Here is a 20,577-nt window from a genome sequence, read left to right on the forward strand (position 1 = left end):
GCAAAAGCGCGCACATCAGCGGCAACCCGCCGCAGGTAAATCGCGATCGCTCACGGTTACGTGACGAACGCCACCATGCGCGCCATTCTCTTGCTCCAGCATTGGAGCGGAAGAGATATGGCAATCATCGGCAACGAACTGGGCGTGAATTACAACCAGTCTATCGGCCGTGAGCGCACCTCCACCTCTGGACTGACTGAGACGGATCAATCCGAGCCAGTATTTCGGAGGAATAGAGTTCCGCCGCTTCATTTCGGAAACGGCGGACGGCTTGATTCGGAGTTCACGCGATACGGCAGCATTACCGCCGAGCCCGTCGATGATGTCAGCAACACGTTCCATGTTGATTTGGTCCCACAGAACGTGTTGACTGTCAAACATTATTCATGTCGATCAACCGCGTATCGTGTCGGCATGAGCGAGATGCACGAACGATTGAAATTGGCGCGTGAGAAAGCTGGCTTCGCTTCAAAGGCGCAGGCAGCGAAAGCCCTTGGCATTCCGGCGAGCACATATGCCGCACATGAGAACGGCCAGAACGATTTCGACCCGACGCAAGCGGAGGCTTACGCTCGCAAATTCAACGTGAGCGCGCCGTGGCTTCTGCTAAATCAAGGGGAGATGCGCACCTCTGCCGAGGCTGATCAATCAATCCCGTCTCCGGAGAATTCGCCGGAGCGCATCGAAAGGCCGAACGCGTCATCGCCGGTCCCCGTTTCATACCCGACCGATCGCATACCCATGCTAGGAACAGCCATCGGAGGCGATGACGGAAGGTTCGTGCTCAACGGGAACAAGGTTGGCGATGCCCTATGCCCGCCGCATCTCGTGGGAGTTCCGAACGCCTATGGCGTATTCGTGAACGGGACATCGATGGAGCCCCGCTACCACCCCGGCGAGGCCGTATTCGTTAATCCACATTTGCCAGTAAGCCGAGGCGATTATGTCGTCGTTCAGATCGCTGGATCATTCGAAGGAGACGACCTCTCCGGATATGTTAAGCGCTTCGTTTCAATGAACTCGCGCGAGCTGATACTTGAACAATATCAGGATCGCGAAGACATCAATGACGACGCGCCACCAATCGACAAGCGCCGTATTAAGTTCGACCGTAGTAAGGTTTTCGCAGTCCATAAGATCGTCGCGTCTGGAATAGCGTAGTCATACGCTGACGCGACTCGCGGCTTTCCTGCGTTGACCAACGCGGCAGGAGACGCAACCGCTTACCTTCGGCACCTTGCGCACGACATTGCGTACACGATAGCGCCAGCATGTAATCTACCGCCTTCATGTGAGGCGGCTGGAATTCGCTGGCTTCATTCGGGAAGACGATGCGGGACCGACTACACCCAGCGCACGTGACAGCGATGCTGCTCAAATCAGAAACCGGGCGCACATCGCTAAGATCACACGCAATCTCGTTCACTTCCTAGCCTCATGTTCTCATTTCGTTCTCAATCTCACAGGGGCCAACGTCAGAGTCCATGACCGAAGGCGGCATTTCCACAACGGTCACGTGCACTGTGGAAAACGTCAGGCGCTTTACACCCGATCGTATGCGACTGACCCCTCTCCCGAGCATATCAAGCCGACGCGCATTGTAGTGACCAACACGGCCCGTCAACATATAAACACATATCATGTTGACACGTTTCATGTTGAGTGTAGGTTAGCGCCATCCCCACATGGATGGAGCCAGACGTGCACCAGCATCCCGCCTCCCCTGACCGTCACGACGACCTGGACGGCACCCCCGTTTCCGCCGCCGACGATCAGTTCCTCATGTCAATCGTCGGCGCGGCCGCGCTCGTTTTCGGGCTTCTGGCCGCCTACGCCATTCGGGCCGCCTTCTGATGCGCGCGCCATCCCCGGCGAACGACCAGTTCGCAACCCCCATGGCGCGCCATGCCCGCCGCGTCGCCGAAGCGCGCCGCTCCCTGTCGGAAGCCCGGCGAGAGCATGACGAGAATGCGGGCGCGGCCGAAGCCATGGCCGCCCTCAACGCCTCCCCCGACTTCACGCCCGCTTACGCCGAGCCCGGCGAGATGGATCGCCGCGAGCGCGAAGAGGCCGACGAGACCGACCGCAAGGCGATCCTCGCCGCCGTCGCCATCGGCTGTGTCGCCGTCTCCCCGATCGTCGCGATCCTGATCGCCACCTACCTGCGGGGTGGCCTCTGATGCGCGCAGCCCTGACCGCCGAGCTGCGCGAGATCGCGCGTTTTACCAGCCATGTCCTGCCCCTCGGCCGCATCCTGCGCACCACGGCCGAATTCGTCGCCGTCGCCGGCATGGTCGGCGCGATCGGCGTCTACGCCATCGGCAGCACCACGCCCGCCCCGCGCGGCGTCCTGATGATCGCGGAGACGAGCCGATGAGCCAGACCCTCAACACCGAGACGATCAAGGCGAACGACGATCCGCGCTGGCCGGAAGTGCTGGGCTTGGTCCGCGAATTCTTGGACCGCCTGGACGGACGTTCGCCTGCGGTTTGCGGTGCAACGATCGCCCTTTTGGCCGCGACGGAACTCAGCGCGCGGGCGGAAAGCTGGAAAGACCTATCCCAGAGCACCGCGCACTTCATCGAACGCGTCTGCGTCGTCGGACAGAAGATGTTCGAGGACATGGAGGAGAACCCCGAAGAGCCGTCAAACGACGCGCAGACCGGGGCAGAGCCATGACGCCCGAACAACGCGCCCTCGCGCGCCGCGCCCTCGGCCTGCCCAACAGCCTCGCCCGCTCCAGCCGCAACTATACAGCCGTCCACCCCAACGCGCTGGCCTTCGCGCCTTGGATGGAGATGGTCGAAGCCGGGCTCGCGACCGTCGAGAAGGTCGGCCTGTCCGGCCGCGTCTTCCTTCTCACCCGCGCCGGCGCGGAAGCCGCGCTGGAGCCGCACGAGCGGCTGGACCCGGAAGACTTCCCGCCGATCCACGCCGACTGATGCCCGACTTCCGCGTCTTTTTCGCGGGAGCCGCCGACGCCCTCCTGTTCAACGCGCGCTCGCCCGGCGAGGCGCGCGCCAAGGCCCAAGGGCTCGGCCGCCCCATCCGCAAGATCAAACTGGACCGCGAGACGGTCGATCCCTGCCACCGCGCGCCCCGACTGACGCGGCGCGAACTGAACGGAAAGCCCTCATGCTGAACGCCGCCGACATCATCGCCCGTGCCGCCGAATTCAAGGCCGCGCACGATACCCCGCGCCTCACCCAGCCCGGCCGCCTGTCGCTGTCCGGCCCCGCCGACACACCCGAGGCCGTGCGCCGCAAGATGGCGGACGACATGCGCGATATCGCCGCCCTGAAAGAGAGCGTCGAGGCCGAAGACCTGATCGCGCGCGGCTGGACGCGCGAAGCCCTCACCCTCTACGGCGAAGACGCCCGCACCCTCGCCAACGCCGCACAGGAGCGCCGGGTCTGATGGCAAGCATGAGCATCCCGAACCCGTGCGATGACGCCACTGTGGAAGCCGTCGCCATCGCGATCTTCGAAGCCGATGAGGACGAGAACGACGAGGCTTGCAGCCTATGCGGGGACAGCGCGACCTTCATTGGTTCGCGCACGAGCTGGAGCGACCCAATCAACCACGCGGCGCACGATACCTACCGCATCCGCGCCCGTCGCACCCTGTCGCATCTGCCCGACAGGCTCCTGTCGCGCGCCATGGTCGCGGCGCGCAAGGATTGGCCGCGCGGCGAGCCCACCGGATGGCTCCCGTCCTACATGGCAGACGAGGTATCACCGCCACCGCGCAAGACGCCGGACGACTGGATCGCTCTTCGCTGGGGCCGGTCGGTCGAGATCGCAGGACCGAACGAAGACGAGGGCGACCGAACAGGGCGCAAAGCCGTCACGCTCGGACACACCATAAGGTTCAACGCCTTTTTCGATTTTGGCACGATCAAGATCGAGGTTGCGCCGGACGGAACATGGAAGCCAGCCGATCCCGACCTGATCGACCCCGCCGCCCTGAACCTGAACGGCTATTGTGAGAAAAGCGACGGCGACACCTACGCGACCTCTCTGGACGATCTTGCGCTCAACTTCGCCGAGGTCTGCGGCCCTCTGGAAGGACCGGAGCCGGTCGAAGTCGAAGCGTGGCACTGGTCGGACGAAACGCCCTTCGCACTCATCAAGCGCGAGGATGGCTTCTTCACCTTCCGCCAGCTCGCCGACGAGGTGGCCGCATGAAGGCCCCCGAACCTTGGATGCAGACGCTTTCAGGCGCGCCCTTCACCTTGCGCGAGCCCCACGTCACGCCGGCCATGCTCACCGGCGAGATCGCGACGGCCCTCGCGCGCATCCCGCGCTTTGCCGGCCACACGATCGAATTCTATTCGGTCGCCCAGCACAGCGTCTTGTGCGCCGAAGCGGCCGAGGACGAGACCGGCGATCGGGAGTTGGCCGCCTATTGCCTTCTCGACAGCGCCCATGTCGCCTACACGGGCGACACCCCGCGCCCGATGGTCGCCGCCGTGGCGCGCCAGATCGCCGACGACATCGATCCCTACACGGCTCACGTCATCGGCCCCCGGCGCGCCCGGAATTTCCTCGCCTCCCGCGAGCGCATCAAAGGCGGGATCGACACGGAAATCTTCCGCGCCGCCGGGCTGTCGCTCGAAAGGCACATGGAGCACCGCGAGGCCGTCAAGGCGATCGGCCTGCGCGCCCTGCGTACCGAGCGGGACGACCTCATGCACCCCGGCGCGCGCTCGTGGGACGCCGACATCGAAGCGGCCGAGCGCCTACCCGTCAGCACCGGCCGCATTCGCCCGCTCCCCGAGCGCGAAGCCCGCGCCGTCTTCATCGACGCCCTTCGCCGCCTCTGCCCCGCCATCGCCGCCGCCGATCCCGCACAGCCCTAACCCGAGGAACCCATGGCGAAAAAGAAGAAGACCGCCGGCACCGGGCACAACAGCGCGCCCGGCCCCCAGCTCATCGGCCTGATCGAACGCATCGAGCGGACGCGCGAGGAAAAGAAGGTCTGCGCCGAGGACGAGGCTTCGATCTTCGCCGAGGCCAAGGCCATGGGGTTCGACACGAAAGCCATTCGCCGCCGGCTCACAGAACGCGCCATGAAGCCGAACGAGCGCGAGGAAATGGAGGCAATCGATGATGTCTATCGCCACGCCATCGGCATGGCGAAGGAACTGCCTTTGTTCAAGGCGGTCGGCACCATGAACGTGGACACCGCCGCGCGCGAAAGCGTGGTCGCCGCGCTTCTCCAGCTAGTCCCGACCAATGGCGAAATTCATCTGGTCGGCGGCGGTCTGAAAATCCGCATGTGGCGCGATGAGGACGGCGAAGCGCGATCCGAAGAGCTTCTGTTCCAGTCAAATGACCAGCCGATATGACGGACCTCTTCGGCAACGGCAAGCACGGCGGCCGACCCGGCCGCACCCCGCCCCCCGCGCCCAACTCGGCCCAACCGGACGAGCAAACGCCGCCCGAGCCCCGCGCCGTCTTCGGCACCCCCTCTTGGGATCGCTGCCGCTGCGGGAAATCCGCCACCCTTCATTTCCCCAAAGCCGGCGGCATCCGGCTTTGCCTCAGATGCGCCGAGGCCCAAGGCCGCTGGACGCCATCCCCACCCACCTGGAGCCGCGCCCCAGCCGCGCAGAAAGACTGATCATGGCCGAGCATTGGACAGCCGAAGAGAACTGGAATTTCTCGGACGACGACCGCCTTTCGGGCCACATCATCCGTTACGATCCAATGCCCGGCGGACGCAAGAACGAGGACGGCACGACCACCTACACCCTCACCTTCTCCGCCTTGGTCGTCACGCAATATGTCAGCGACCCCGCCAAGGCTGCGCACGACATCGCCAACGCCCTCAACGCGGACGACGCAAAAGACCGGCGCATCGCCGAGCTGGAAGCGCAGATTGCAGAAGCCAAGGCGGCGGCAACGGCAGCAATCGGCGAAGACGACGCCGAAAAGGCCGCCAAGTGGCATGACCGTGAAGCGGAAAGGGCGATGGGGTCGCTCAATTGCGGTTCCGAGAATTGGGAATATCGCGCGGCGCATCGCGTCTGTGACAATCACCGTCTTGCCGCCCGCGCCATTCGCTTCACAGCCGCTCGAAACACTGTAGGTGACGGATCGTGAAGGACACCCAATCGAACATTCCCCGCCTCGGCCTCAACCGCACCGAAGTCGCGATGTCCCTTGGCGTAAGCGTCAACACGGTGGACCAGCTCGTGAAGGAGGGTCGCCTGCCGCCGCCCCGGCGCTGGCACACGCGCAAAATCTGGCTGACGGCCGAGATCAGCGCCTATCTGACAGAATGGCCGACCGACGCAGCCGCAGAGCCCAACCGCCCGGCCGCTGCCGGCGATGACTGGCGAGCCCGCGCGTGACCGAAATCGACCTGCCCTATATCGAGCGCAACGCTACTCGCCACGGGAAGATGCGCTACTACTTCCGATTCGCGGGGAAGCGCATTTGCCGCCTCCCCGACGAACTCGGCAGCGAAGAGTTCATGACGGAATATTGGGCGGCGCGTCGGCAGATCGTGCGGGAGGCCGAGCCGACGGATCAACCCTGGTCTTTATCCAGCCCAGTGATCCCGCGCTCCTTCCGCTGGCTTTGCCTGCGCTACATGGAGTCGGCCGAGTTCAAAGCCCTCGACATCACGACGCAGAGCAAGCGGCGCAGCATCATCGAAAGCATGTGGACCGAGCCGGTGGACCCGACGAACAAGGCATCGAACCGGGCCTTTGCCGACATGCCGATCGGCCATCTGGATCAGGGCAACGTCGAAGTGCTGCGGGATCGCAAGAAGGAGACGCCATTCGCGGCCGACGAGCGCTTGAAGGTGCTCAGGCAGGTGTTCGAGACGAAGGAGAACGGCAAGCCCATCACGGCCAACGTCGCCAAGCTCGTGAAAAGCTTCCGTCAGAAATCGGACGGGCACCACACCATCACGGACGCCGAGATCGGTCAGTACATTCAGCACCACGGCACCCGCAGCAAGGCCGCGCTTGCCATTACGCTCCTGATGTACACGGGTTTTCGCGTCTCCGATCTCGCCCAGATCGGGCCGAAGCACCGACTGAAGGACACCCTTCGCCTCAAGCTCTTCAAGAACCGCAACAAGACGCCGACCGAGATCGTGGTGCCGATCCATCCGATTTTGGAAGAGGTGTTGTCTTGGCACCCGGCCGAGGTATCGACCTACATGGCGACGGAATGGGGCAAGCCCTATTCGATCAAGGGGCTCGGCAACCGAATCAGCGATTGGTTCACGCAGGCCGGCTTGCCGCATTGCACCGCTCATTCTGTCCGCAAGGGCCTCGCGACGAATCAAGCCGAGAACGAGGCGACGGATAGGATGCTGGAGGCCATGTTCGGTTGGCGCGACGCGAAGACTTCGCGCATCTATACCGCTCGCGCCGACCGCGCCAAGCTCGCCCGGCAAGCGGTCCACCGAATCAATTGGGACGGGATCGGCGAGCGCCTTTTGACGCACGGCGCGGAGGACAGCTGATCAGATCAGATACTCAAGATTGCAAGTTATAGGTCAGCTTTGAACGGCAAGTGTATGTCGGACAGCCAATCTGGTCTTTCTGCTATTTCGTCAGATGTATAAACCTTTGGGCCACGCATTTTAGCGGCCAATCCAACACGCAGTGCAACTCGGTCTTTTTTCCTTTGTCGTGTCGAACTATTTTTATCTGATAGGTAGATCTCTATCTGAAAATGCTCACGTTCCCCATGCTCAGGAGCATATTTAATTGAAGCCGAAAAATAATGCAGAGGCAAACTATCGATTACATCAGCATGAATTACATAAAAGCCTAGATAAAAGACTTCCTGCTCAACATCAGGCTTCCTGCCACTTCGCGCTTCGAAGCCTTCATTTGCTGTTCGGGCTGCGTTAAGACCATATCTATGGACCCCCTGATCATCACGCAAACCGAAGCGAGACGCCACGGATATTGCGTAATGGATTTCGTTTTTTATCGAACTCAGTGACCAAAGAGCCTCATCATCGAAGACCCCAGCCTTGACAAATCTGGGATAAAGAGCCGCTCTGCAAAGATCATCTTTCGGCTGCATTGGCGCTCGTGCCGTTCGACGAAACGGCAGGCGCACCAGCAAGCGCGATCAGCCAAGCTCGCAGGTCATTAGAATCGTTAAATTCCAGCTCATGGTCACAACGCACATTGGTCTTTTTATTATAATCCATTAGATCAATTTCACTACCAGCAACCGTAAGAAGCCGCTTGAAGTCGCCGACACTCCAAGTCAGGACCACGGAGTCGCCGTCCTGAGGAAATAATTTTGGAGCCGGCAAGTTAAAATTGCCATGCAGGACTGCGAGAAGCTGCTCAGCCTTCTCCGCAGAAGCGCGGTCGATATGGAATTCATTGCCTGGCGGCAAATCGGCCATGCGCCGAATGGCTTCGTACAACGCCGAGTACTTTATGCCTCGTTCGCTATTTGGCCTGATAGCGTCATCAAGCCTACTGCGAACATAATGCATTGTTTGCTTACCAATTCCATGCTCGTCTTCTCGCGAAGCTTTATTCGCAACCGGCAGGAATGACTTTGACGTATTCACAGCACCACCAGCCTGCGAAATGCTACTAGGCGGCGTCACCATGTATCTTTTCATGAAGCTGTTAGGCATACGTTGCCGCATGATCAAACTCTATCCGAAAGGCTCGAGATTGAACCTGAGGTAGCAACATTGCTTGCCTCTTGCAGAAGGTCAATCCATACCTTTCGCTGATCGTTTTCATCAAAAACTGCGCCAGTCGGAACCGTATTAAGGTCCACATTGAGCGTCGCGAGATAGGTAACATCAGTCATCGGCGTTGGGCTCGTATGCGGGAATACCCCATCCACTCGAAGGGTTTGATACCCTCCAACACCAAACGCGAGTACGCGATTCATCGAGTGAACAGGGAGCGACTTGAGCACCAACCTACGACCAATTCGGACACCAAGATCGGTTGCATCTGGGAAGCCTGGATTAAGACCCGTCATTTCGTAAATCGCCTCAGCAGCCGCTTGATAGCTTTCAACAGGCTCCGCCAAGTTGAGAACGACGGCTTGCCTGATAGTCTCTGAAACGGCGAAGCGTGATGCCAAAATACGCTCACCTATGTGGGTCAGGGCGCTCTTCAAATCGAGCAACTCGACGTCGCCCATGAGAGACTCTTCGGTATCATGAACAGCAAGGAAAAGATCGACCCGACCCGGCTGCGTCTGAACAACCCCAGCGTACCCGTCTACCTCTCCCGCACACGTCATTATGAACGGATTTTGAGGGGAAGGAATTCGGTTTCGTTGCGTAGTTTCTGGATCGAGACCCCAAATCGTCCGGTAAAGGCTGTCCGCGTCAACGGCACCTGCCAACGCTGAGAACCATACAAACTGTATCGATTGGGCGCGCCAGAAAGCCATGCCGATCAATTCCCTATGCGATATGCGCCATTACGCCGTCATGTAAGTTCGATCCTGTAGCGTGTCTACGGATCATATCTCTTATCGCATAGAGGCGTTGAGGATTCTGTTTGGAATCATATCGCTTATCCGGGACAATGGAACCGGACATTGCCACACCCACCGAATGAGACCCGAAAAACACGATCCTCGGAGAGGAAAAGCGTTGCAAAATCAGGTCTGACGTGTGGCAGTGGAGGCCTCGGCCGGAATCGAACCGGCGTGCAAGGATTTGCAGTCCTCTGCGTAACCACTCCGCCACGAGGCCCCTGTGGGATGGCTACCTACCGGGCGATCCGCACTTGCGCAAGCCCTGTCATACGACATTCGCATTTATGCGTCTTATCGCCGGCCAAAGGACGGCAGCCGGACCCAGCGATACCAGCCTCTGCTCTCCTCACCCGTGGCGGCGGCCATGTATTTGGGCCGACGATAACGCCCCCACTTCACCTCGCTTCGACGCCGAAACCGTCGCACGAAGGGCATGTCGACCGACAGAATCACCAGCCCCAGCGGCAGCATCCAGAGCCCCAGAATGGGAAGGAAACTGAAGACGCCGCCGATCATGAAGGCGATGCCCAGGCCCATGCGTGCGAACCGATTGGCCGGCAAGCGGATTGACCGACCGAAAATCTCGATTCGATTGCCGCGAAGCTTGAAGAATTCGCGCTTGCGCGGCGGATCAACGCTCATGCACCTGATACCCTTCGAAACAGCGTCTGCCTTGATCGACATAGGATCATGATCGCCGCTTCTCCAGAGGCGGTCGAGACAAGGGCTGACGCGTAGGAGAAAGCATCTTCACCATGACGGTGCCGAAAGAAGGGCAGATCGAAAAAACAGCCGCGACGGGTACCAGCCCTCTTTCCAAATCAAAACGACTCGATGTATAGGGCTTATCGTTCGCAGCAGATGCGAGCCATTCCCCGGTAGCTCAGTGGTAGAGCAATCGACTGTTAATCGATCGGTCGCTGGTTCGAATCCGGCCCGGGGAGCCACAAGAAATTCTCCTATACTCCTCATAATAGCCAGCTCGCGACGTGCGACGTTTCGCGAAGAATGCTTGCGTGTGCATCCGCGGAGACAGCGTTCTTCCGCTTCCGATCATCGCTTGAGTAGGCGACACCGAGCGTGCTTCCAACGAAATCAGCGTTGCGCCGATGGGTCCGATACGAGATCAAGCTTCCAACGGTTGGGCCTTCGGGGGATGCCGCATCCTTGCCGCCCCCCTGCCGCCACCCTAGGCTCCTGTTCATCAATGCACTCGATTCGGAGCCGCCATGTCCAGATTCAACTCCGTGATCGACGCCATCGGCAACACGCCGTTGATCCGCCTCGCCAAAGCCAGTGAACTCACGGGCTGCGAGATTTACGGGAAGGCGGAATTCCTGAACCCCGGTCAATCCGTGAAGGATCGCGCCGGGCTCTTCATCATTCGCGACGCCGAAGCGCGGGGCCTGCTTCAGCCGGGCGGCATCATCGTCGAGGGCACGGCGGGCAATACGGGCATCGGCTTGTCGCTCGTAGCGGACGCGCTCGGCTACAAGACCGTCATCGTCATTCCCGAGACGCAGGCGCAGGAAAAGAAGGACGCGCTCCGCCTGATGGGCGCGGAGCTGATCGAAGTTCCGGCCGTCCCCTACAAGAACCCCAACAACTACGTGAAGCTGTCCGGCCGCTTGGCTGAGCAGCTGGCCAAGACCCATTCGAACGGTGCGATCTGGGCCAACCAGTTCGACAACCTCGCCAACCGCGAGGGGCATGTGGTCACCACCGCCGAGGAAATCTGGCACCAGACCGGCGGTCAGGTCGATGGCTTCATTTGCGCCGTAGGAACCGGGGGCACGCTGGCGGGCACCGCCATGGGGCTGAAGCGCCATTCCAGCCATATCAAGATCGGCATTGCCGATCCCTTGGGAGCAGCCCTCTATAGCTATTACACGACGGGCGAATTCCATTCGGAAGGCAGCTCGATCACCGAAGGCATCGGGCAAGGTCGTGTCACGGCCAATCTCGACGGGTTCGAGCCCGACTTCGCCTATCAAATTCCCGATGAAGAGGCTTTGCCGATCCTGTTCGATCTGATCGGTGACGAAGGCCTGTGCCTCGGCGGCTCATCGGGCATCAACATCGCGGGGGCCATCCGCATGGCGCGCGAAATGGGCCCCGGCCATACGATCGTGACGATCCTATGCGACTACGGCAATCGCTACCAGTCCAAGCTCTTCAATCCGAGTTTCCTGCGCTCGAAGAACCTGCCTCTTCCCGCATGGCTAGAGCGGCAGCCGGAGTTCGACATCCCGTTTGCACGGGTTGACGCATGAGCGGGGAAACCGACGCCGTCTATAGCGAGGACAGCTATCTCTCGACCATGGAGGCGCGTCTGCTTCGGATCGAAGGCACAGCCGGTCTGGTCTTCGATCGCTCGAACTTCTTTCCCGCGGGCGGAGGACAGCCGGGAGATCGCGGCTTCATCGAGCGGGCGGACGGGACGCAGCTGCTTGTGGTGGATACCCGCTACAAGGAAGATCGCTCGGCGATCCTCCTGGTGCTGGACGAGACCTCACCGCCGCCCGAGCCCGGCGAAACGCTGATCCTGCACGTGGATTGGGCGAGGCGTTATCGCTTGATGCGAATGCACACGGCGCTGCACCTCCTCACCGTCGTCTGTCCCTATCCGGTGACGGGCGCGGCGGTCGGCGAGGACGAAGGCCGAATCGATTTCGATCTACCGGAGGCCGACACCGACAAGACGGAGGTGACGCGCCAACTCATGGATTTGGTGCGGACCAATCATCCGGTTTCCATCCGCTGGATCACGGATGCCGAACTCGACGCCAACCCATCTCTGGTGAAATCTGCCCATGTGCGCCCGCCGCGTGGCTCGGGCAGAGTGCGGCTCGTCGTCATCGGAGCCGAGGGCGAGGTGGATTCCCAGCCCTGCGGTGGAACGCATGTGTCCGAAACGCAAGAAATCGGAGACATTCACATCGCCAAGATCGAGAAGAAGGGCAAGACAAACCGCCGCTTTCGTGTGCGCTTCGGCGAGGCGTCCCTCTCCTAACGCTTCGCTCTTCCGTCCAGCGGCCGCTCTCTCTATGTTGGCGGCCGAACAGTCGGCAACGAGGCTCCGGTGAGCGACAATCCCTTCTTGATCAGCGCATCTGAACTCGAACGCCATATCGGCCGTGACGGTCTCTCGATCATGGATGCGTCCTGGTATCTGCCGGCGCAGAAGAGATTGGCGCGGCCTGAGTTCGAGGCCGGCCATATTCCCGGAGCGGTGTTCTTCGATCAGGACGAGATCGCCGACACATCGTCGCCCCTGCCCCACACGCTGCCGGACGAAGCCTTCTTCGCTCAGGCGGTCGGCGGGTTGGGGATTCGCGAGACCGATACGGTCGTCGTCTATGACGGACTCGGCTTCTTTTCCGCGCCGCGGGTCTGGTGGTTGCTGCGAACCTTCGGCGCTCGGGATGTGCGGCTGCTGGATGGCGGCCTGCCAGCCTGGACGGAAGCCGGCTATCGCCTGGAAACCGGCCCGGCCTCCCCGCGGCCCGCTTCGTTCCAGGCCAAGCTCGACACGAACGCGGTCGTGTTTCTGGATGAGATGAAGCGCATCGTGGATAGCGGCGCACACCAGATCGCCGACGCGCGCTCGCCGGAACGCTTCCGGGCCGAAGCGCCCGAGCCGCGCCAAGGCGTCCGCAGCGGGCACATGCCGGGTGCGCGCTCCGTGCCCATCGGGCATTTGGTTGAGAACGGCCGCCTCAAGAGCCTGGACGCGTTGCGCACCGTGTTCGCTGAAGCCGGCATCGATCCCTCCCAGCCTGTCGTGACCTCCTGCGGATCGGGCGTGACGGCCGCAGCCATCAATTTCGCGCTCGCCTCGCTCCACAATCACACTGTACGACTCTACGACGGCTCCTGGACCGAATGGGGCTCCCGCGACGACACGCCGGTCGAGACCGGCCCCGCTCGATGAAAGACTGACCCCGAATCATGCGCCTTCTCACCACCACCGTCACGCAGCTCGTCATGCACCAGCTGCCCGAACGGCCCGTGCCCGCCCCTCAGAACGGGCGCGACTATGTGCTTTTGAAGGTTCGCCAGATTCCGCTCGGCTATTACCGCTATCTCTACGAAGCGGTGGGCAAGCCCTATCACTGGACCTCGCGCCGGCTGCCCGACGCCAGCCTGTCACGCGAAATTCATGCGCAGAATGTACGATTGCGCATCCTCTACTGCGACGGCGTTCCGGCCGGATGGTTCGAACTGGATGTCGGCCGCGCGCCGCGCGACACGCGACTCGTTCATTTCGGAATTCTGCCCGAATTCCGAGGGCAAGGTCTTGCACGCCACCTCCTGTCTCAGGCCATCACCACCGCCTTCGAGGAGCAGCCGAGCGCGCTGACGGTGGAAACGAACACGCTGGATCACCCGGCAGCGCTTCCGCTCTACCGCAAGATGGGGTTCCGTCCGCTGTCGACCCGCGAGGTTTCGACGCCGGCCTACGACGATTGATGAAGCGGCCCGGCGCTCGGAGCTTGGGTCCGCGTTCGAAAGGACATGCCATGACCGCCGACGCCAAGCTCAACCGCAGACATTTCCTGGCCGCCGGCGGCGCGGTCGCGGCCGGTGTCCTCATGCATCCCTGGAGCGCGCGGGCCGAGGCCAATCAGGCTCATCTGCGCCTGATGGAAACGACCGATCTCCACGTCAACGTTTTCCCCTACGACTATTACGCCGACAAGGAGACGCCGACCGTCGGGCTGGCGCGCACGGCAGCCCATATCGATCGCATCCGGGCCGAGGCGCGCAATTCGCTGCTGTTCGACAATGGCGACTTTCTGCAAGGCAACCCGATGGGCGATTACATCGCCTTCGAGCGCGGCATGAAGGCAGGCGACATGCATCCGGTCGTCGCGGCCATGAACACGCTGAACTATGATGCCGGCACGCTCGGCAACCACGAATTCAATTACGGCCTCGACTTTCTCGACCATACGCTCGCCAAAGCGAACTTTCCTGTCGTCAGCGCCAACGTGCTGAAAGCGTCGGGCGAGCCGCTCGTTCGTCCGTACATCGTGCTGGATCGCCAGCTCGAACTCGGCGACGGCACGCGCCATCCGATCCGCATCGGGGTGATCGGCTTCCTGCCGCCGCAGATCAGCGTCTGGGACGCGCAGAACCTCAAGGATCGCGCCACCACGCGCGGGATCGTGGAAGCGGCGCGCGATCTCGTGCCCAAGCTCCGCGCCGAGAAGGTCGATCTCATCTTGGCGCTTTGCCATTCCGGCATCGCCTCCGGCTCGGCTGACGACGCCGGGCTGGAGAACGCCGCGCTGCAGCTCGCCTCGGTGGAAGGGATCGACGCCCTTTTCTGCGGCCACCAGCATCTGCGCTTTCCCGGCGAGGATTTCAAAGCCATCGATGGCGCGGATGCGGAGAAGGGCACGCTGGCCGGCAAGCCCGCCGTTATGGCTGGCTTCTGGGGCTCCGATCTCGGCGTGATCGATCTTCGATTGGAACGCGCCGGCGATCGCTGGAAAATCGCCGAGACCAGTTCCGAACTGCGCCCGATCTATGAGCGGGTCGATCGCAAGCCGAAGGCGCTGGTGGAATCGAAGGCCGCCGTTCTCGATGCCGCGCGGGCCGAGCATGAGGCGACGCTGACCTATGTCCGCCGCCCGGTCGGCGAGACGAGCGCGCCGCTCCATTCCTATTTCGCGCTGGTGGCGGATGATCCGTCCGTGCAGATCGTGAACCAAGCCCAGCTCTGGTACATGAAGGAAATCCTGGCGCAGACCGAGCTGAAGGACCTCCCCCTTCTGTCGGCGGCCGCGCCTTTCAAGTCGGGCGGTCGTTCTGGGCCGGATTATTACACCGACATTCCGGCCGGCCCGATCGCGATCCGCAACGTCGCCGATCTCTATCTCTATCCCAACACCGTTCAGGCCGTGCGGATCACCGGCGCCGGCGTGCGGGACTGGCTCGACATGTCGGCCGGCATCTTCCGGCAGGTCGAACCCGGCAAGGCCGACCAGGAACTGATCGCCGACGGCTTCCCGTCCTATAATTACGACGTGATCGACGGTGTGTCCTATCGGATCGACGTGACCAAGCCGGCCCGCTTCGACAAGGATGGCAAGCTCGTCAACGCGAATAGTTCCCGCATCGTGGACCTTGCCTTCGACGGCAAGCCGATCGACCTACAGGCCGAGTTCGTCGTGGTGACGAACAATTACCGCGCGGGTGGCGGTGGCAAATTCCCCGGAATCGGGCCGGACAAGATCGTCTTCATCGCGCCGGACGCCAATCGCGACGTGCTGATTCGCTACATCATCGAACAGAAGACGATCAACCCGACAGCCGATCGCAACTGGCGCTTCGAGCCGGCGGCCGGCACCTCCGTTCTGTTCAGCACAGGTCCTGCCTCTGCCGCGCATCTCAACGACGTCGCCGATCTGAAACTTCAGGATGCCGGCCGCACGGACGATGGATACGCGCGTTATCGCTTGCCGCTCTGATGCCCTTCCCGCCGAGGCGAGACGGCGGCGGCGGGATTTTCTTGGCAAGCGAGCGACGATCCTGGCAGTTGTGGTTGAAGTCCCGGCTTCAAAAGATCGTCTTGGTCTTTTAGAGCCTGTTGGAGAGCCGTGGCCAAAGTCTGGCCCGGCATTCCAATTGCCTTCGTCGCACCGCTCGCTCGCGCGGCCCTGCGCGCCATAGGATGCTCACTTGCTGATCTTGCGCCGCACCTTGCTCGTTCTCATCCCGATCGTTCTGATTCTCGCGGGTCTCTGGGTTTTCGGCCCGCGCGAGCCTGCAAGGCTGGAGCCGCAATTCAGCGCGGCCGCGATCGGCGATGATCCCGCAAGCTATCTCGCTCGAACGGAAGCCGACGTCCCGAACCTTCGTTCGAATGCGGAGAAGGAGATCGTCTGGGCCTACCCGCTTTCAAAAGCTAAGACTCCGATCGCCTTGGTCTATGTTCATGGCTTTTCCGCCGCCAAGGGTGAGCTCCGCCCCCTTGTGGACGATGTGGCCAAGAAGATCGGCGCAAACCTCTTCTACACGCGCCTGTCGGGCCACGGCCGCAACGGCGCGGCCATGGGCGAAGCGACCGTCGGGGATTGGGTCGATGATATGGCGGAAGCCATGGCGATCGGCCGGCGCATCGGCGAGCGGGTCGTGGTGATCGGCTCCTCGACCGGCGCGACCCTGGCAACGCTGGCCGCCAGCCGCCCGGACCTGTCGCAGGATATGGCGGGCCTCGTCGCCCTCTCGCCGAATTATGGGCTGCAGAACTGGCGCAGCTTCGCTCTGACGTTGCCCTTCGCGCGCAAGCTACTGCCCTATCTCGAGGACGAGACCTATTCCTATACGCCGCTCAACGACGCCTTCACCGCCAATTGGACGGTGAGCTATCCCACCAGCGCGCTTCTACCCATGGCACGTCTGGTCGAGGTCGTGCGCGGCCTCGATATGTCCGCAATCCACGTCCCGGCCTTGTTCATCACCTCGCCCAACGATGTTCTGGTGAACCCGGAGAAAACGGCAGAGATCGCGGGCCATTGGGGCGCGCCGCATGAGGAGATCAACGTGACCGACGATGGCGATCCCGAGCACCATCTCTTAGCTGGCGACATCGTCTCGCCTGCGACGACCGCACGGCTGGCAGACCAGATCGCCCAATGGATCGAAGCGCTGCCGGCGCGCTGAAACGAAGACGGGCGGCTCGAAGGCCGCCCGCTCGCATCGTCAGATCAACAGATCGGACATGATCTGGTTTTCGGTGATGTCCTGATAGCGGATGCCTTCGTCGGCAAAGCGACGCAGCAGGATATCGAAATTGCCGGGCTCGCGCGTTTCGATGCCAAGCAGGATCGAGCCGAACTCACGCGTGCTCTTCTTCAGATATTCGAAGCGAGCGATATCGTCGTCCGGTCCCAGCAGGGCCAGGAAGTCGCGAAGCGCACCGGGGCGCTGGGCCAGGCGCAGGATGAAATATTTCTTGCGGCCCTCGAAGCGCAGTGCGCGCTCTTTCACATCCGGCAGGCGCTCGAAATCGAAATTGCCGCCCGAGACGACCAGCACGACCGTCTTGCCCTTCACCTCGGGTCCGAGCGTGCGCAGCGCGTCGATCGCCAGCGCGCCGGCGGGCTCCAACACGATGCCCTCGACATTCAGCATTTCCAGCATGGTGCGGCAAAGCCGCCCCTCCGGGGCCAGCACCACCTGCTCCGGCGAGAAGCGGCTGAGGATTTCGAAGGGCAAGGCGCCGATCTCGGCCACCGCCGCGCCGTCCACGAAGCCTTCCATCTGCGGCAGACGCACGCGGCGCTTCTCCTGAAGGCTCGTGCGCAGGCTTGGCGCTCCGAGCGGCTCCACGAGGCGGAAGGCGGGCTTGCGCTGACCTTCGAAATAGAGTGCCATGCCCGAAGCGAGGCCGCCGCCGCCGACCGGCAGGACGAGCATATCCAGCGCTTCGTCGCCGAGCTGGCGCAAGACTTCTAGCGCGACCGTCGCCTGGCCTTCTACGATATCGGCATGATCGAAGGGCGGCACCATTTCGGCTTGGCCGGAGGCCGCGTAAGCGCGGGCCGCCGTGTAGCAATCGTCGAAAAAGTCGCCGACGAGTTCGATCTCGACCGCGCCGTTGCCGAAGGTTCGCGTCTTGTCGATCTTCTGCTGCGGTGTCGTCACGGGCATATACACGCGCCCTTCGACCCCGAAGTGTCGGCAAGCGAAGGCGAAGCCCTGCGCGTGATTGCCAGCCGAAGCGCAGGTGAATCGCGCCGCAGCCCCCCCCTGCGCCAAGCGCTTGCGCATGAAGTTGAAAGCGCCCCGGATCTTGTAGGAGCGCACCGGCGTCAGATCCTCGCGCTTCAGATAGATGCGCGCGCCATAGATGTTCGAAAGATGCTCGTTGAGCTGCAGCGGCGTCTCGGGGAAGAGCGCGCGTAGGGAGTCTTCCGCCTGCGCGACGCGGGCGTGAAAGTCAGACTGGTTCATGAAACGAATCTTCGTCGGAGGGCGGGACGGTACGAAAATGTTCGTGCCGCCCGGAAGCGGGCCTCGAGGCCCTGATAGGCTCGGATGCGGCGGGCCGTCATCGGACGGGCGGCGCAAGCCGGACGCGCTCTGCGCTGATCGCTGCCACGCAGCGGCGGCGAACCTAGAGGGCGCCGGCGCCGATAATCAGGGAGACGATCCCGCCGATCGATGTTCTTGGCGTCATCGCACGTCTCCCTTCGCTTCCCGTTTCGATCGGCTTTGCTCTTCGTCCATGGCGCGGCATTTGTAAAGCCGCGCCGGTGCGGGAGATCAGACGAACACATCCACAATTTCGAAGCGCGTCACGTCCACCAACCCCTTGTCGGAAATGCGCAGGGCCGGAATGACGACGAGCGCCAAGAGCGAATGCTGCATATAGGCGTTGTTCAACTCGCAGCCGGCCGCGCGCATGGCGGCGATCAGACCGTCCGCCTTTTCTGCGACGATCTCCGCCCGCTCCACCGACATGAGACCGGCCACAGGCATCTCGATCAACGCCTTTTCTTCGCCATCGGCAAAGAAGATCACGCCGCCCCCGACTTCGCCCAGCCGATTGGCGGCCTTGGCCATGCACTCGCCATCCGTGCCGACGACGATCATGTGGTGGCTGTCATGGGCGACCGTGGAGGCCATGGCACAGCGGCCACGATAGCCGAAGCCGGAGACGAACGCGTTCACCACCTCGCCTGTCGCGCGATGGCGTTCGACCAGCGCGATACGGCAGATGTCCTGGGCCTCGTCGCCGGGCACCGCGCCATCTACAACCGGCAAGGTCGCCGTCAGGGCTCGCGTCGGCGCCTGGTTTTCCACGACGCCGATCACCCTCGCCGTCACCTCGTTGCGTCCCTCAGGCGCGGCAAGCAGGAAGTCCTCCGCCTTCAGGCGGCGACCAAGCTTCACCGTTCCGATGGCGCTGCCCGGATAGGGATAGGCGGGGATGTCCGCCACGAGCCGCCCGTTTTCAGCGAGCTTCCGGCCGCGCGCGAAGACGGCGTCGATCTTGAGCTCCGCCAGATGGGACACGAGCAGGAAATCCGCGCGGCGGCCGGGGGTGACGGAGCCGATCTCGCGCTCGAGGCCGAAATGCTCGGCGGTGTTGATGGTGGCCATCTGAATCGCGGTGATGGGCTTCAGTCCCTGCGCGATGGCATGGCGCACGACGCGATTCATGTGGCCGTCATGAACCAGCGTTCCCGAATGGCAGTCGTCCGTGCAGAGAATGACGTGCCGGGAGTCGATCCCCTGTTCCGTGACGGCCCGGATCTGTTCGGCCACGTCGTACCAGGCAGATCCCAGGCGCAGCATGGCCTTCATGCCTTGGCGCACGCGCGCGATCGCATCCTCCATGCGGGTGCCCTCATGGTCGTCCTGCGGGCCGCCGGCGACATAGGCATGGAAGGACCGACCGAGATCGGGCGAGGCGTAATGGCCGCCGACCGTCCTGCCCGCACGCCGCGTTGCCGCGATGGCGCCGACCATGGTCGGATCGTTGGCGATTACGCCGGGAAAGTTCATGACCTCGCCAAGGCCGATCATATTGGGCCATGCCATGGCCTGCGCCACGTCGTCCGGCGTCACGCTCGCGCCGGCTTCTTCAAGCCCCGGTGCCGACGGCACGCAGGAGGGCATCTGCACCCAGACATTGACGGGTTGCTCCACCGCCTCATCATGCATGAGCCGAACGCCGGCGAGCCCCAGAACGTTGGCGATCTCATGCGGGTCGATGAACATGGAGGTCGTGCCATGCGGGATGACTGCGCGGCAGAACTCCGTCACCGTCACCATGCCGCTTTCGACATGCATATGCGCGTCGCACAGGCCAGGCACGACATAGCGCCCGTTCGCTTCCACGATCTCGGTTCCCTCGCCAATGCAGTGGGAGGCGTCCGGGCCGCAATAGGCGAAGCGACCTTCCACGACCGCGAAATCAGTCTCCGGAATGATCTCGCCGGAATGGACATTCACCCAGCGCCCGCCGCGCACAACGAGATCGGCCGGCCGGCGGCCCATCGCGACATCCACGAGCTTCGGGGCGACGTCTTCGAAAGCGTTCATCGGATTTCCA

At 62.4% G+C, this 20,577-nt stretch carries 27 protein-coding genes, 2 tRNA genes and 1 pseudogene; 22 read left to right on the forward strand and 8 right to left on the reverse strand.

Going from position 1 to position 20,577, the window contains the following annotated elements:
• Nucleotides 1-15: 15 nt before the first annotated feature.
• Nucleotides 16-381 (reverse strand): carph-isopro domain-containing protein, encoded by a 366-nt coding sequence (locus tag AUL36_RS24985; RefSeq protein ID WP_374700763.1) that lies wholly within the window; start codon nucleotides 379-381, stop codon nucleotides 16-18.
• Nucleotides 382-423: 42 nt separating this feature from the next.
• On the opposite strand from AUL36_RS24985, the gene AUL36_RS11175 reads away from it, so the two are divergent.
• From AUL36_RS11175 to AUL36_RS11235, 14 genes are all read left to right on the forward strand, one after another.
• Nucleotides 424-1,161 carry a LexA family transcriptional regulator gene (locus tag AUL36_RS11175; protein ID WP_374700766.1) on the forward strand — a complete coding sequence of 246 codons (738 nt, stop codon included), beginning with the start codon at nucleotides 424-426 and terminating at the stop codon, nucleotides 1,159-1,161.
• 540 nt (nucleotides 1,162-1,701) lie between these two features.
• Entirely contained in the window at nucleotides 1,702-1,854 is a 153-nt protein-coding gene (locus AUL36_RS23750) for a hypothetical protein (protein ID WP_156418342.1), read from the forward strand.
• Nucleotides 1,854-2,180 (forward strand): hypothetical protein, encoded by a 327-nt coding sequence (locus tag AUL36_RS11180; protein WP_156418343.1) that lies wholly within the window; start codon nucleotides 1,854-1,856, stop codon nucleotides 2,178-2,180. Before AUL36_RS23750 ends, AUL36_RS11180 begins: the two co-directional genes overlap by 1 nt.
• Nucleotides 2,180-2,377, forward strand: coding sequence for a hypothetical protein (locus AUL36_RS11185; protein ID WP_062220533.1), 198 nt, complete (start codon nucleotides 2,180-2,182; stop codon nucleotides 2,375-2,377). Before AUL36_RS11180 ends, AUL36_RS11185 begins: the two co-directional genes overlap by 1 nt.
• A complete protein-coding gene (locus AUL36_RS11190; RefSeq protein WP_062220534.1) occupies nucleotides 2,374-2,679 on the forward strand; it encodes a hypothetical protein in 306 nt (101 codons plus the stop codon). The genes AUL36_RS11185 and AUL36_RS11190 overlap by 4 nt, the downstream gene beginning before the upstream one ends.
• Nucleotides 2,676-2,942, forward strand: a complete 267-nt coding sequence (locus AUL36_RS11195) for a hypothetical protein (protein WP_062220536.1) — start codon at nucleotides 2,676-2,678, stop codon at nucleotides 2,940-2,942. Before AUL36_RS11190 ends, AUL36_RS11195 begins: the two co-directional genes overlap by 4 nt.
• Nucleotides 2,942-3,142, forward strand: coding sequence for a hypothetical protein (locus AUL36_RS11200; RefSeq protein ID WP_062220538.1), 201 nt, complete (start codon nucleotides 2,942-2,944; stop codon nucleotides 3,140-3,142). Before AUL36_RS11195 ends, AUL36_RS11200 begins: the two co-directional genes overlap by 1 nt.
• A complete protein-coding gene (locus AUL36_RS11205) occupies nucleotides 3,136-3,417 on the forward strand; it encodes a hypothetical protein (protein WP_062220540.1) in 282 nt (93 codons plus the stop codon). Before AUL36_RS11200 ends, AUL36_RS11205 begins: the two co-directional genes overlap by 7 nt.
• On the forward strand, nucleotides 3,417-4,187 hold the full coding sequence (locus AUL36_RS11210; RefSeq protein WP_062220543.1) for a hypothetical protein: 771 nt from the start codon (nucleotides 3,417-3,419) through the stop codon (nucleotides 4,185-4,187). Before AUL36_RS11205 ends, AUL36_RS11210 begins: the two co-directional genes overlap by 1 nt.
• Complete coding sequence (locus AUL36_RS24400) at nucleotides 4,184-4,861, forward strand: hypothetical protein (RefSeq protein ID WP_062220545.1); 678 nt, start codon at nucleotides 4,184-4,186, stop codon at nucleotides 4,859-4,861. Before AUL36_RS11210 ends, AUL36_RS24400 begins: the two co-directional genes overlap by 4 nt.
• Before the next feature lie 12 nt (nucleotides 4,862-4,873).
• Nucleotides 4,874-5,350 (forward strand): DUF2312 domain-containing protein, encoded by a 477-nt coding sequence (locus AUL36_RS24925; RefSeq protein WP_082655769.1) that lies wholly within the window; start codon nucleotides 4,874-4,876, stop codon nucleotides 5,348-5,350.
• Nucleotides 5,351-5,474: 124 nt separating this feature from the next.
• Nucleotides 5,475-6,107: a hypothetical protein gene (locus AUL36_RS11225; protein WP_156418344.1), complete on the forward strand. Its 633-nt coding sequence runs from the start codon at nucleotides 5,475-5,477 to the stop codon at nucleotides 6,105-6,107.
• On the forward strand, nucleotides 6,104-6,358 hold the full coding sequence (locus AUL36_RS11230) for a helix-turn-helix transcriptional regulator (RefSeq protein ID WP_062220549.1): 255 nt from the start codon (nucleotides 6,104-6,106) through the stop codon (nucleotides 6,356-6,358). Before AUL36_RS11225 ends, AUL36_RS11230 begins: the two co-directional genes overlap by 4 nt.
• Nucleotides 6,355-7,488, forward strand: coding sequence for a tyrosine-type recombinase/integrase (locus tag AUL36_RS11235; protein WP_062220552.1), 1,134 nt, complete (start codon nucleotides 6,355-6,357; stop codon nucleotides 7,486-7,488). Before AUL36_RS11230 ends, AUL36_RS11235 begins: the two co-directional genes overlap by 4 nt.
• Before the next feature lie 26 nt (nucleotides 7,489-7,514).
• Here the strand turns inward: AUL36_RS11235 and AUL36_RS23760 are convergent, their stop codons facing one another.
• Genes AUL36_RS23760 through AUL36_RS11245 form a run of 3 tightly spaced genes read right to left on the reverse strand, consistent with a single transcriptional unit; the run spans nucleotide 7,515 to nucleotide 9,158 of the window.
• The gene (locus tag AUL36_RS23760; protein WP_156418345.1) at nucleotides 7,515-8,060 is read right to left on the reverse strand and encodes a hypothetical protein; all 546 of its coding nucleotides are present in this window, start codon (nucleotides 8,058-8,060) and stop codon (nucleotides 7,515-7,517) included.
• Nucleotides 8,044-8,646 carry a hypothetical protein gene (locus AUL36_RS23765; RefSeq protein ID WP_156418346.1) on the reverse strand — a complete coding sequence of 201 codons (603 nt, stop codon included), beginning with the start codon at nucleotides 8,644-8,646 and terminating at the stop codon, nucleotides 8,044-8,046. The genes AUL36_RS23760 and AUL36_RS23765 overlap by 17 nt, the downstream gene beginning before the upstream one ends.
• Before the next feature lie 2 nt (nucleotides 8,647-8,648).
• Nucleotides 8,649-9,158 (reverse strand): hypothetical protein, encoded by a 510-nt coding sequence (locus AUL36_RS11245; RefSeq protein WP_156418347.1) that lies wholly within the window; start codon nucleotides 9,156-9,158, stop codon nucleotides 8,649-8,651.
• An 18-nt stretch (nucleotides 9,159-9,176) separates the two neighbouring features.
• Here AUL36_RS11245 and AUL36_RS23770 point away from each other — a divergent pair, with 18 nt between their 5' ends.
• On the forward strand, nucleotides 9,177-9,371 hold the full coding sequence (locus tag AUL36_RS23770) for a hypothetical protein (protein ID WP_156418348.1): 195 nt from the start codon (nucleotides 9,177-9,179) through the stop codon (nucleotides 9,369-9,371).
• Nucleotides 9,372-9,646: 275 nt separating this feature from the next.
• On the opposite strand, the gene AUL36_RS11250 is transcribed toward AUL36_RS23770, so the two are convergent.
• Nucleotides 9,647-9,720: transfer RNA gene (locus tag AUL36_RS11250), tRNA-Cys, on the reverse strand.
• A 173-nt stretch (nucleotides 9,721-9,893) separates the two neighbouring features.
• A pseudogene (locus tag AUL36_RS11255) lies at nucleotides 9,894-10,145 on the reverse strand (hypothetical protein); the annotation flags it as partial.
• Between the two features lie 230 nt (nucleotides 10,146-10,375).
• On the opposite strand from AUL36_RS11255, the gene AUL36_RS11260 reads away from it, so the two are divergent.
• The 7 genes from AUL36_RS11260 (at nucleotide 10,376) to AUL36_RS11290 (ending at nucleotide 17,177) form a co-directional block, all read left to right on the forward strand.
• Nucleotides 10,376-10,450 (forward strand) — tRNA-Asn (locus AUL36_RS11260).
• Nucleotides 10,451-10,732: 282 nt separating this feature from the next.
• Nucleotides 10,733-11,776 carry a cysteine synthase A gene (locus AUL36_RS11265; protein WP_062220564.1) on the forward strand — a complete coding sequence of 348 codons (1,044 nt, stop codon included), beginning with the start codon at nucleotides 10,733-10,735 and terminating at the stop codon, nucleotides 11,774-11,776.
• Nucleotides 11,773-12,516, forward strand: a complete 744-nt coding sequence (locus tag AUL36_RS11270) for an alanyl-tRNA editing protein (RefSeq protein WP_062220566.1) — start codon at nucleotides 11,773-11,775, stop codon at nucleotides 12,514-12,516. Before AUL36_RS11265 ends, AUL36_RS11270 begins: the two co-directional genes overlap by 4 nt.
• 69 nt (nucleotides 12,517-12,585) lie before the next feature.
• On the forward strand, nucleotides 12,586-13,437 hold the full coding sequence (gene sseA / locus AUL36_RS11275) for a 3-mercaptopyruvate sulfurtransferase (RefSeq protein ID WP_062220568.1): 852 nt from the start codon (nucleotides 12,586-12,588) through the stop codon (nucleotides 13,435-13,437).
• A gap of 17 nt (nucleotides 13,438-13,454) precedes the next feature.
• A complete protein-coding gene (locus AUL36_RS11280; RefSeq protein ID WP_058602363.1) occupies nucleotides 13,455-13,976 on the forward strand; it encodes a GNAT family N-acetyltransferase in 522 nt (173 codons plus the stop codon).
• A 50-nt stretch (nucleotides 13,977-14,026) separates the two neighbouring features.
• Nucleotides 14,027-15,982, forward strand: coding sequence for a bifunctional 2',3'-cyclic-nucleotide 2'-phosphodiesterase/3'-nucleotidase (locus tag AUL36_RS11285; RefSeq protein ID WP_062220577.1), 1,956 nt, complete (start codon nucleotides 14,027-14,029; stop codon nucleotides 15,980-15,982).
• Between the two features lie 211 nt (nucleotides 15,983-16,193).
• Entirely contained in the window at nucleotides 16,194-17,177 is a 984-nt protein-coding gene (locus AUL36_RS11290) for an alpha/beta hydrolase (RefSeq protein ID WP_244497106.1), read from the forward strand.
• A 39-nt stretch (nucleotides 17,178-17,216) separates the two neighbouring features.
• Here AUL36_RS11290 and ilvA read toward each other — a convergent pair whose 3' ends face one another.
• Together ilvA and ade are read right to left on the reverse strand one after the other, a co-directional pair.
• The gene (ilvA, locus tag AUL36_RS11295; protein WP_062220581.1) at nucleotides 17,217-18,470 is read right to left on the reverse strand and encodes a threonine ammonia-lyase IlvA; all 1,254 of its coding nucleotides are present in this window, start codon (nucleotides 18,468-18,470) and stop codon (nucleotides 17,217-17,219) included.
• Nucleotides 18,471-18,782: 312 nt separating this feature from the next.
• Nucleotides 18,783-20,567: an adenine deaminase gene (gene ade, locus AUL36_RS11300; RefSeq protein ID WP_374700764.1), complete on the reverse strand. Its 1,785-nt coding sequence runs from the start codon at nucleotides 20,565-20,567 to the stop codon at nucleotides 18,783-18,785.
• Nucleotides 20,568-20,577: the final 10 nt, after the last annotated feature.

Origin of the sequence: Aureimonas sp. D3 (genome assembly GCF_001463805.1) — a bacterium.
GTDB lineage: Bacteria > Pseudomonadota > Alphaproteobacteria > Rhizobiales > Rhizobiaceae > Aureimonas > Aureimonas ureilytica_A.

What these genes read in the sequence shown, in the direction of transcription:
- AUL36_RS24985 (WP_374700763.1), bottom strand. Translation starts at nt 381, where the DNA reads ATGTTTGACAGTCAACACGTTCTGTGGGACCAAATCAACATGGAACGT.
- AUL36_RS11175 (WP_374700766.1), top strand. Translation starts at nt 424, where the DNA reads ATGCACGAACGATTGAAATTGGCGCGTGAGAAAGCTGGCTTCGCTTCA.
- AUL36_RS11180 (WP_156418343.1), top strand. Translation starts at nt 1,854, where the DNA reads ATGCGCGCGCCATCCCCGGCGAACGACCAGTTCGCAACCCCCATGGCG.
- AUL36_RS11185 (WP_062220533.1), top strand. Translation starts at nt 2,180, where the DNA reads ATGCGCGCAGCCCTGACCGCCGAGCTGCGCGAGATCGCGCGTTTTACC.
- AUL36_RS11190 (WP_062220534.1), top strand. Translation starts at nt 2,374, where the DNA reads ATGAGCCAGACCCTCAACACCGAGACGATCAAGGCGAACGACGATCCG.
- AUL36_RS11195 (WP_062220536.1), top strand. Translation starts at nt 2,676, where the DNA reads ATGACGCCCGAACAACGCGCCCTCGCGCGCCGCGCCCTCGGCCTGCCC.
- AUL36_RS11200 (WP_062220538.1), top strand. Translation starts at nt 2,942, where the DNA reads ATGCCCGACTTCCGCGTCTTTTTCGCGGGAGCCGCCGACGCCCTCCTG.
- AUL36_RS11205 (WP_062220540.1), top strand. Translation starts at nt 3,136, where the DNA reads ATGCTGAACGCCGCCGACATCATCGCCCGTGCCGCCGAATTCAAGGCC.
- AUL36_RS11210 (WP_062220543.1), top strand. Translation starts at nt 3,417, where the DNA reads ATGGCAAGCATGAGCATCCCGAACCCGTGCGATGACGCCACTGTGGAA.
- AUL36_RS24400 (WP_062220545.1), top strand. Translation starts at nt 4,184, where the DNA reads ATGAAGGCCCCCGAACCTTGGATGCAGACGCTTTCAGGCGCGCCCTTC.
- AUL36_RS24925 (WP_082655769.1), top strand. Translation starts at nt 4,874, where the DNA reads ATGGCGAAAAAGAAGAAGACCGCCGGCACCGGGCACAACAGCGCGCCC.
- AUL36_RS23760 (WP_156418345.1), bottom strand. Translation starts at nt 8,060, where the DNA reads ATGCAGCCGAAAGATGATCTTTGCAGAGCGGCTCTTTATCCCAGATTT.
- AUL36_RS23765 (WP_156418346.1), bottom strand. Translation starts at nt 8,646, where the DNA reads ATGCGGCAACGTATGCCTAACAGCTTCATGAAAAGATACATGGTGACG.
- AUL36_RS11245 (WP_156418347.1), bottom strand. Translation starts at nt 9,158, where the DNA reads ATGGGCGACGTCGAGTTGCTCGATTTGAAGAGCGCCCTGACCCACATA.
- AUL36_RS23770 (WP_156418348.1), top strand. Translation starts at nt 9,177, where the DNA reads ATGAACAGCAAGGAAAAGATCGACCCGACCCGGCTGCGTCTGAACAAC.
- AUL36_RS11265 (WP_062220564.1), top strand. Translation starts at nt 10,733, where the DNA reads ATGTCCAGATTCAACTCCGTGATCGACGCCATCGGCAACACGCCGTTG.
- AUL36_RS11270 (WP_062220566.1), top strand. Translation starts at nt 11,773, where the DNA reads ATGAGCGGGGAAACCGACGCCGTCTATAGCGAGGACAGCTATCTCTCG.
- AUL36_RS11280 (WP_058602363.1), top strand. Translation starts at nt 13,455, where the DNA reads ATGCGCCTTCTCACCACCACCGTCACGCAGCTCGTCATGCACCAGCTG.
- AUL36_RS11285 (WP_062220577.1), top strand. Translation starts at nt 14,027, where the DNA reads ATGACCGCCGACGCCAAGCTCAACCGCAGACATTTCCTGGCCGCCGGC.
- ilvA (WP_062220581.1), bottom strand. Translation starts at nt 18,470, where the DNA reads ATGAACCAGTCTGACTTTCACGCCCGCGTCGCGCAGGCGGAAGACTCC.
- ade (WP_374700764.1), bottom strand. Translation starts at nt 20,567, where the DNA reads ATGAACGCTTTCGAAGACGTCGCCCCGAAGCTCGTGGATGTCGCGATG.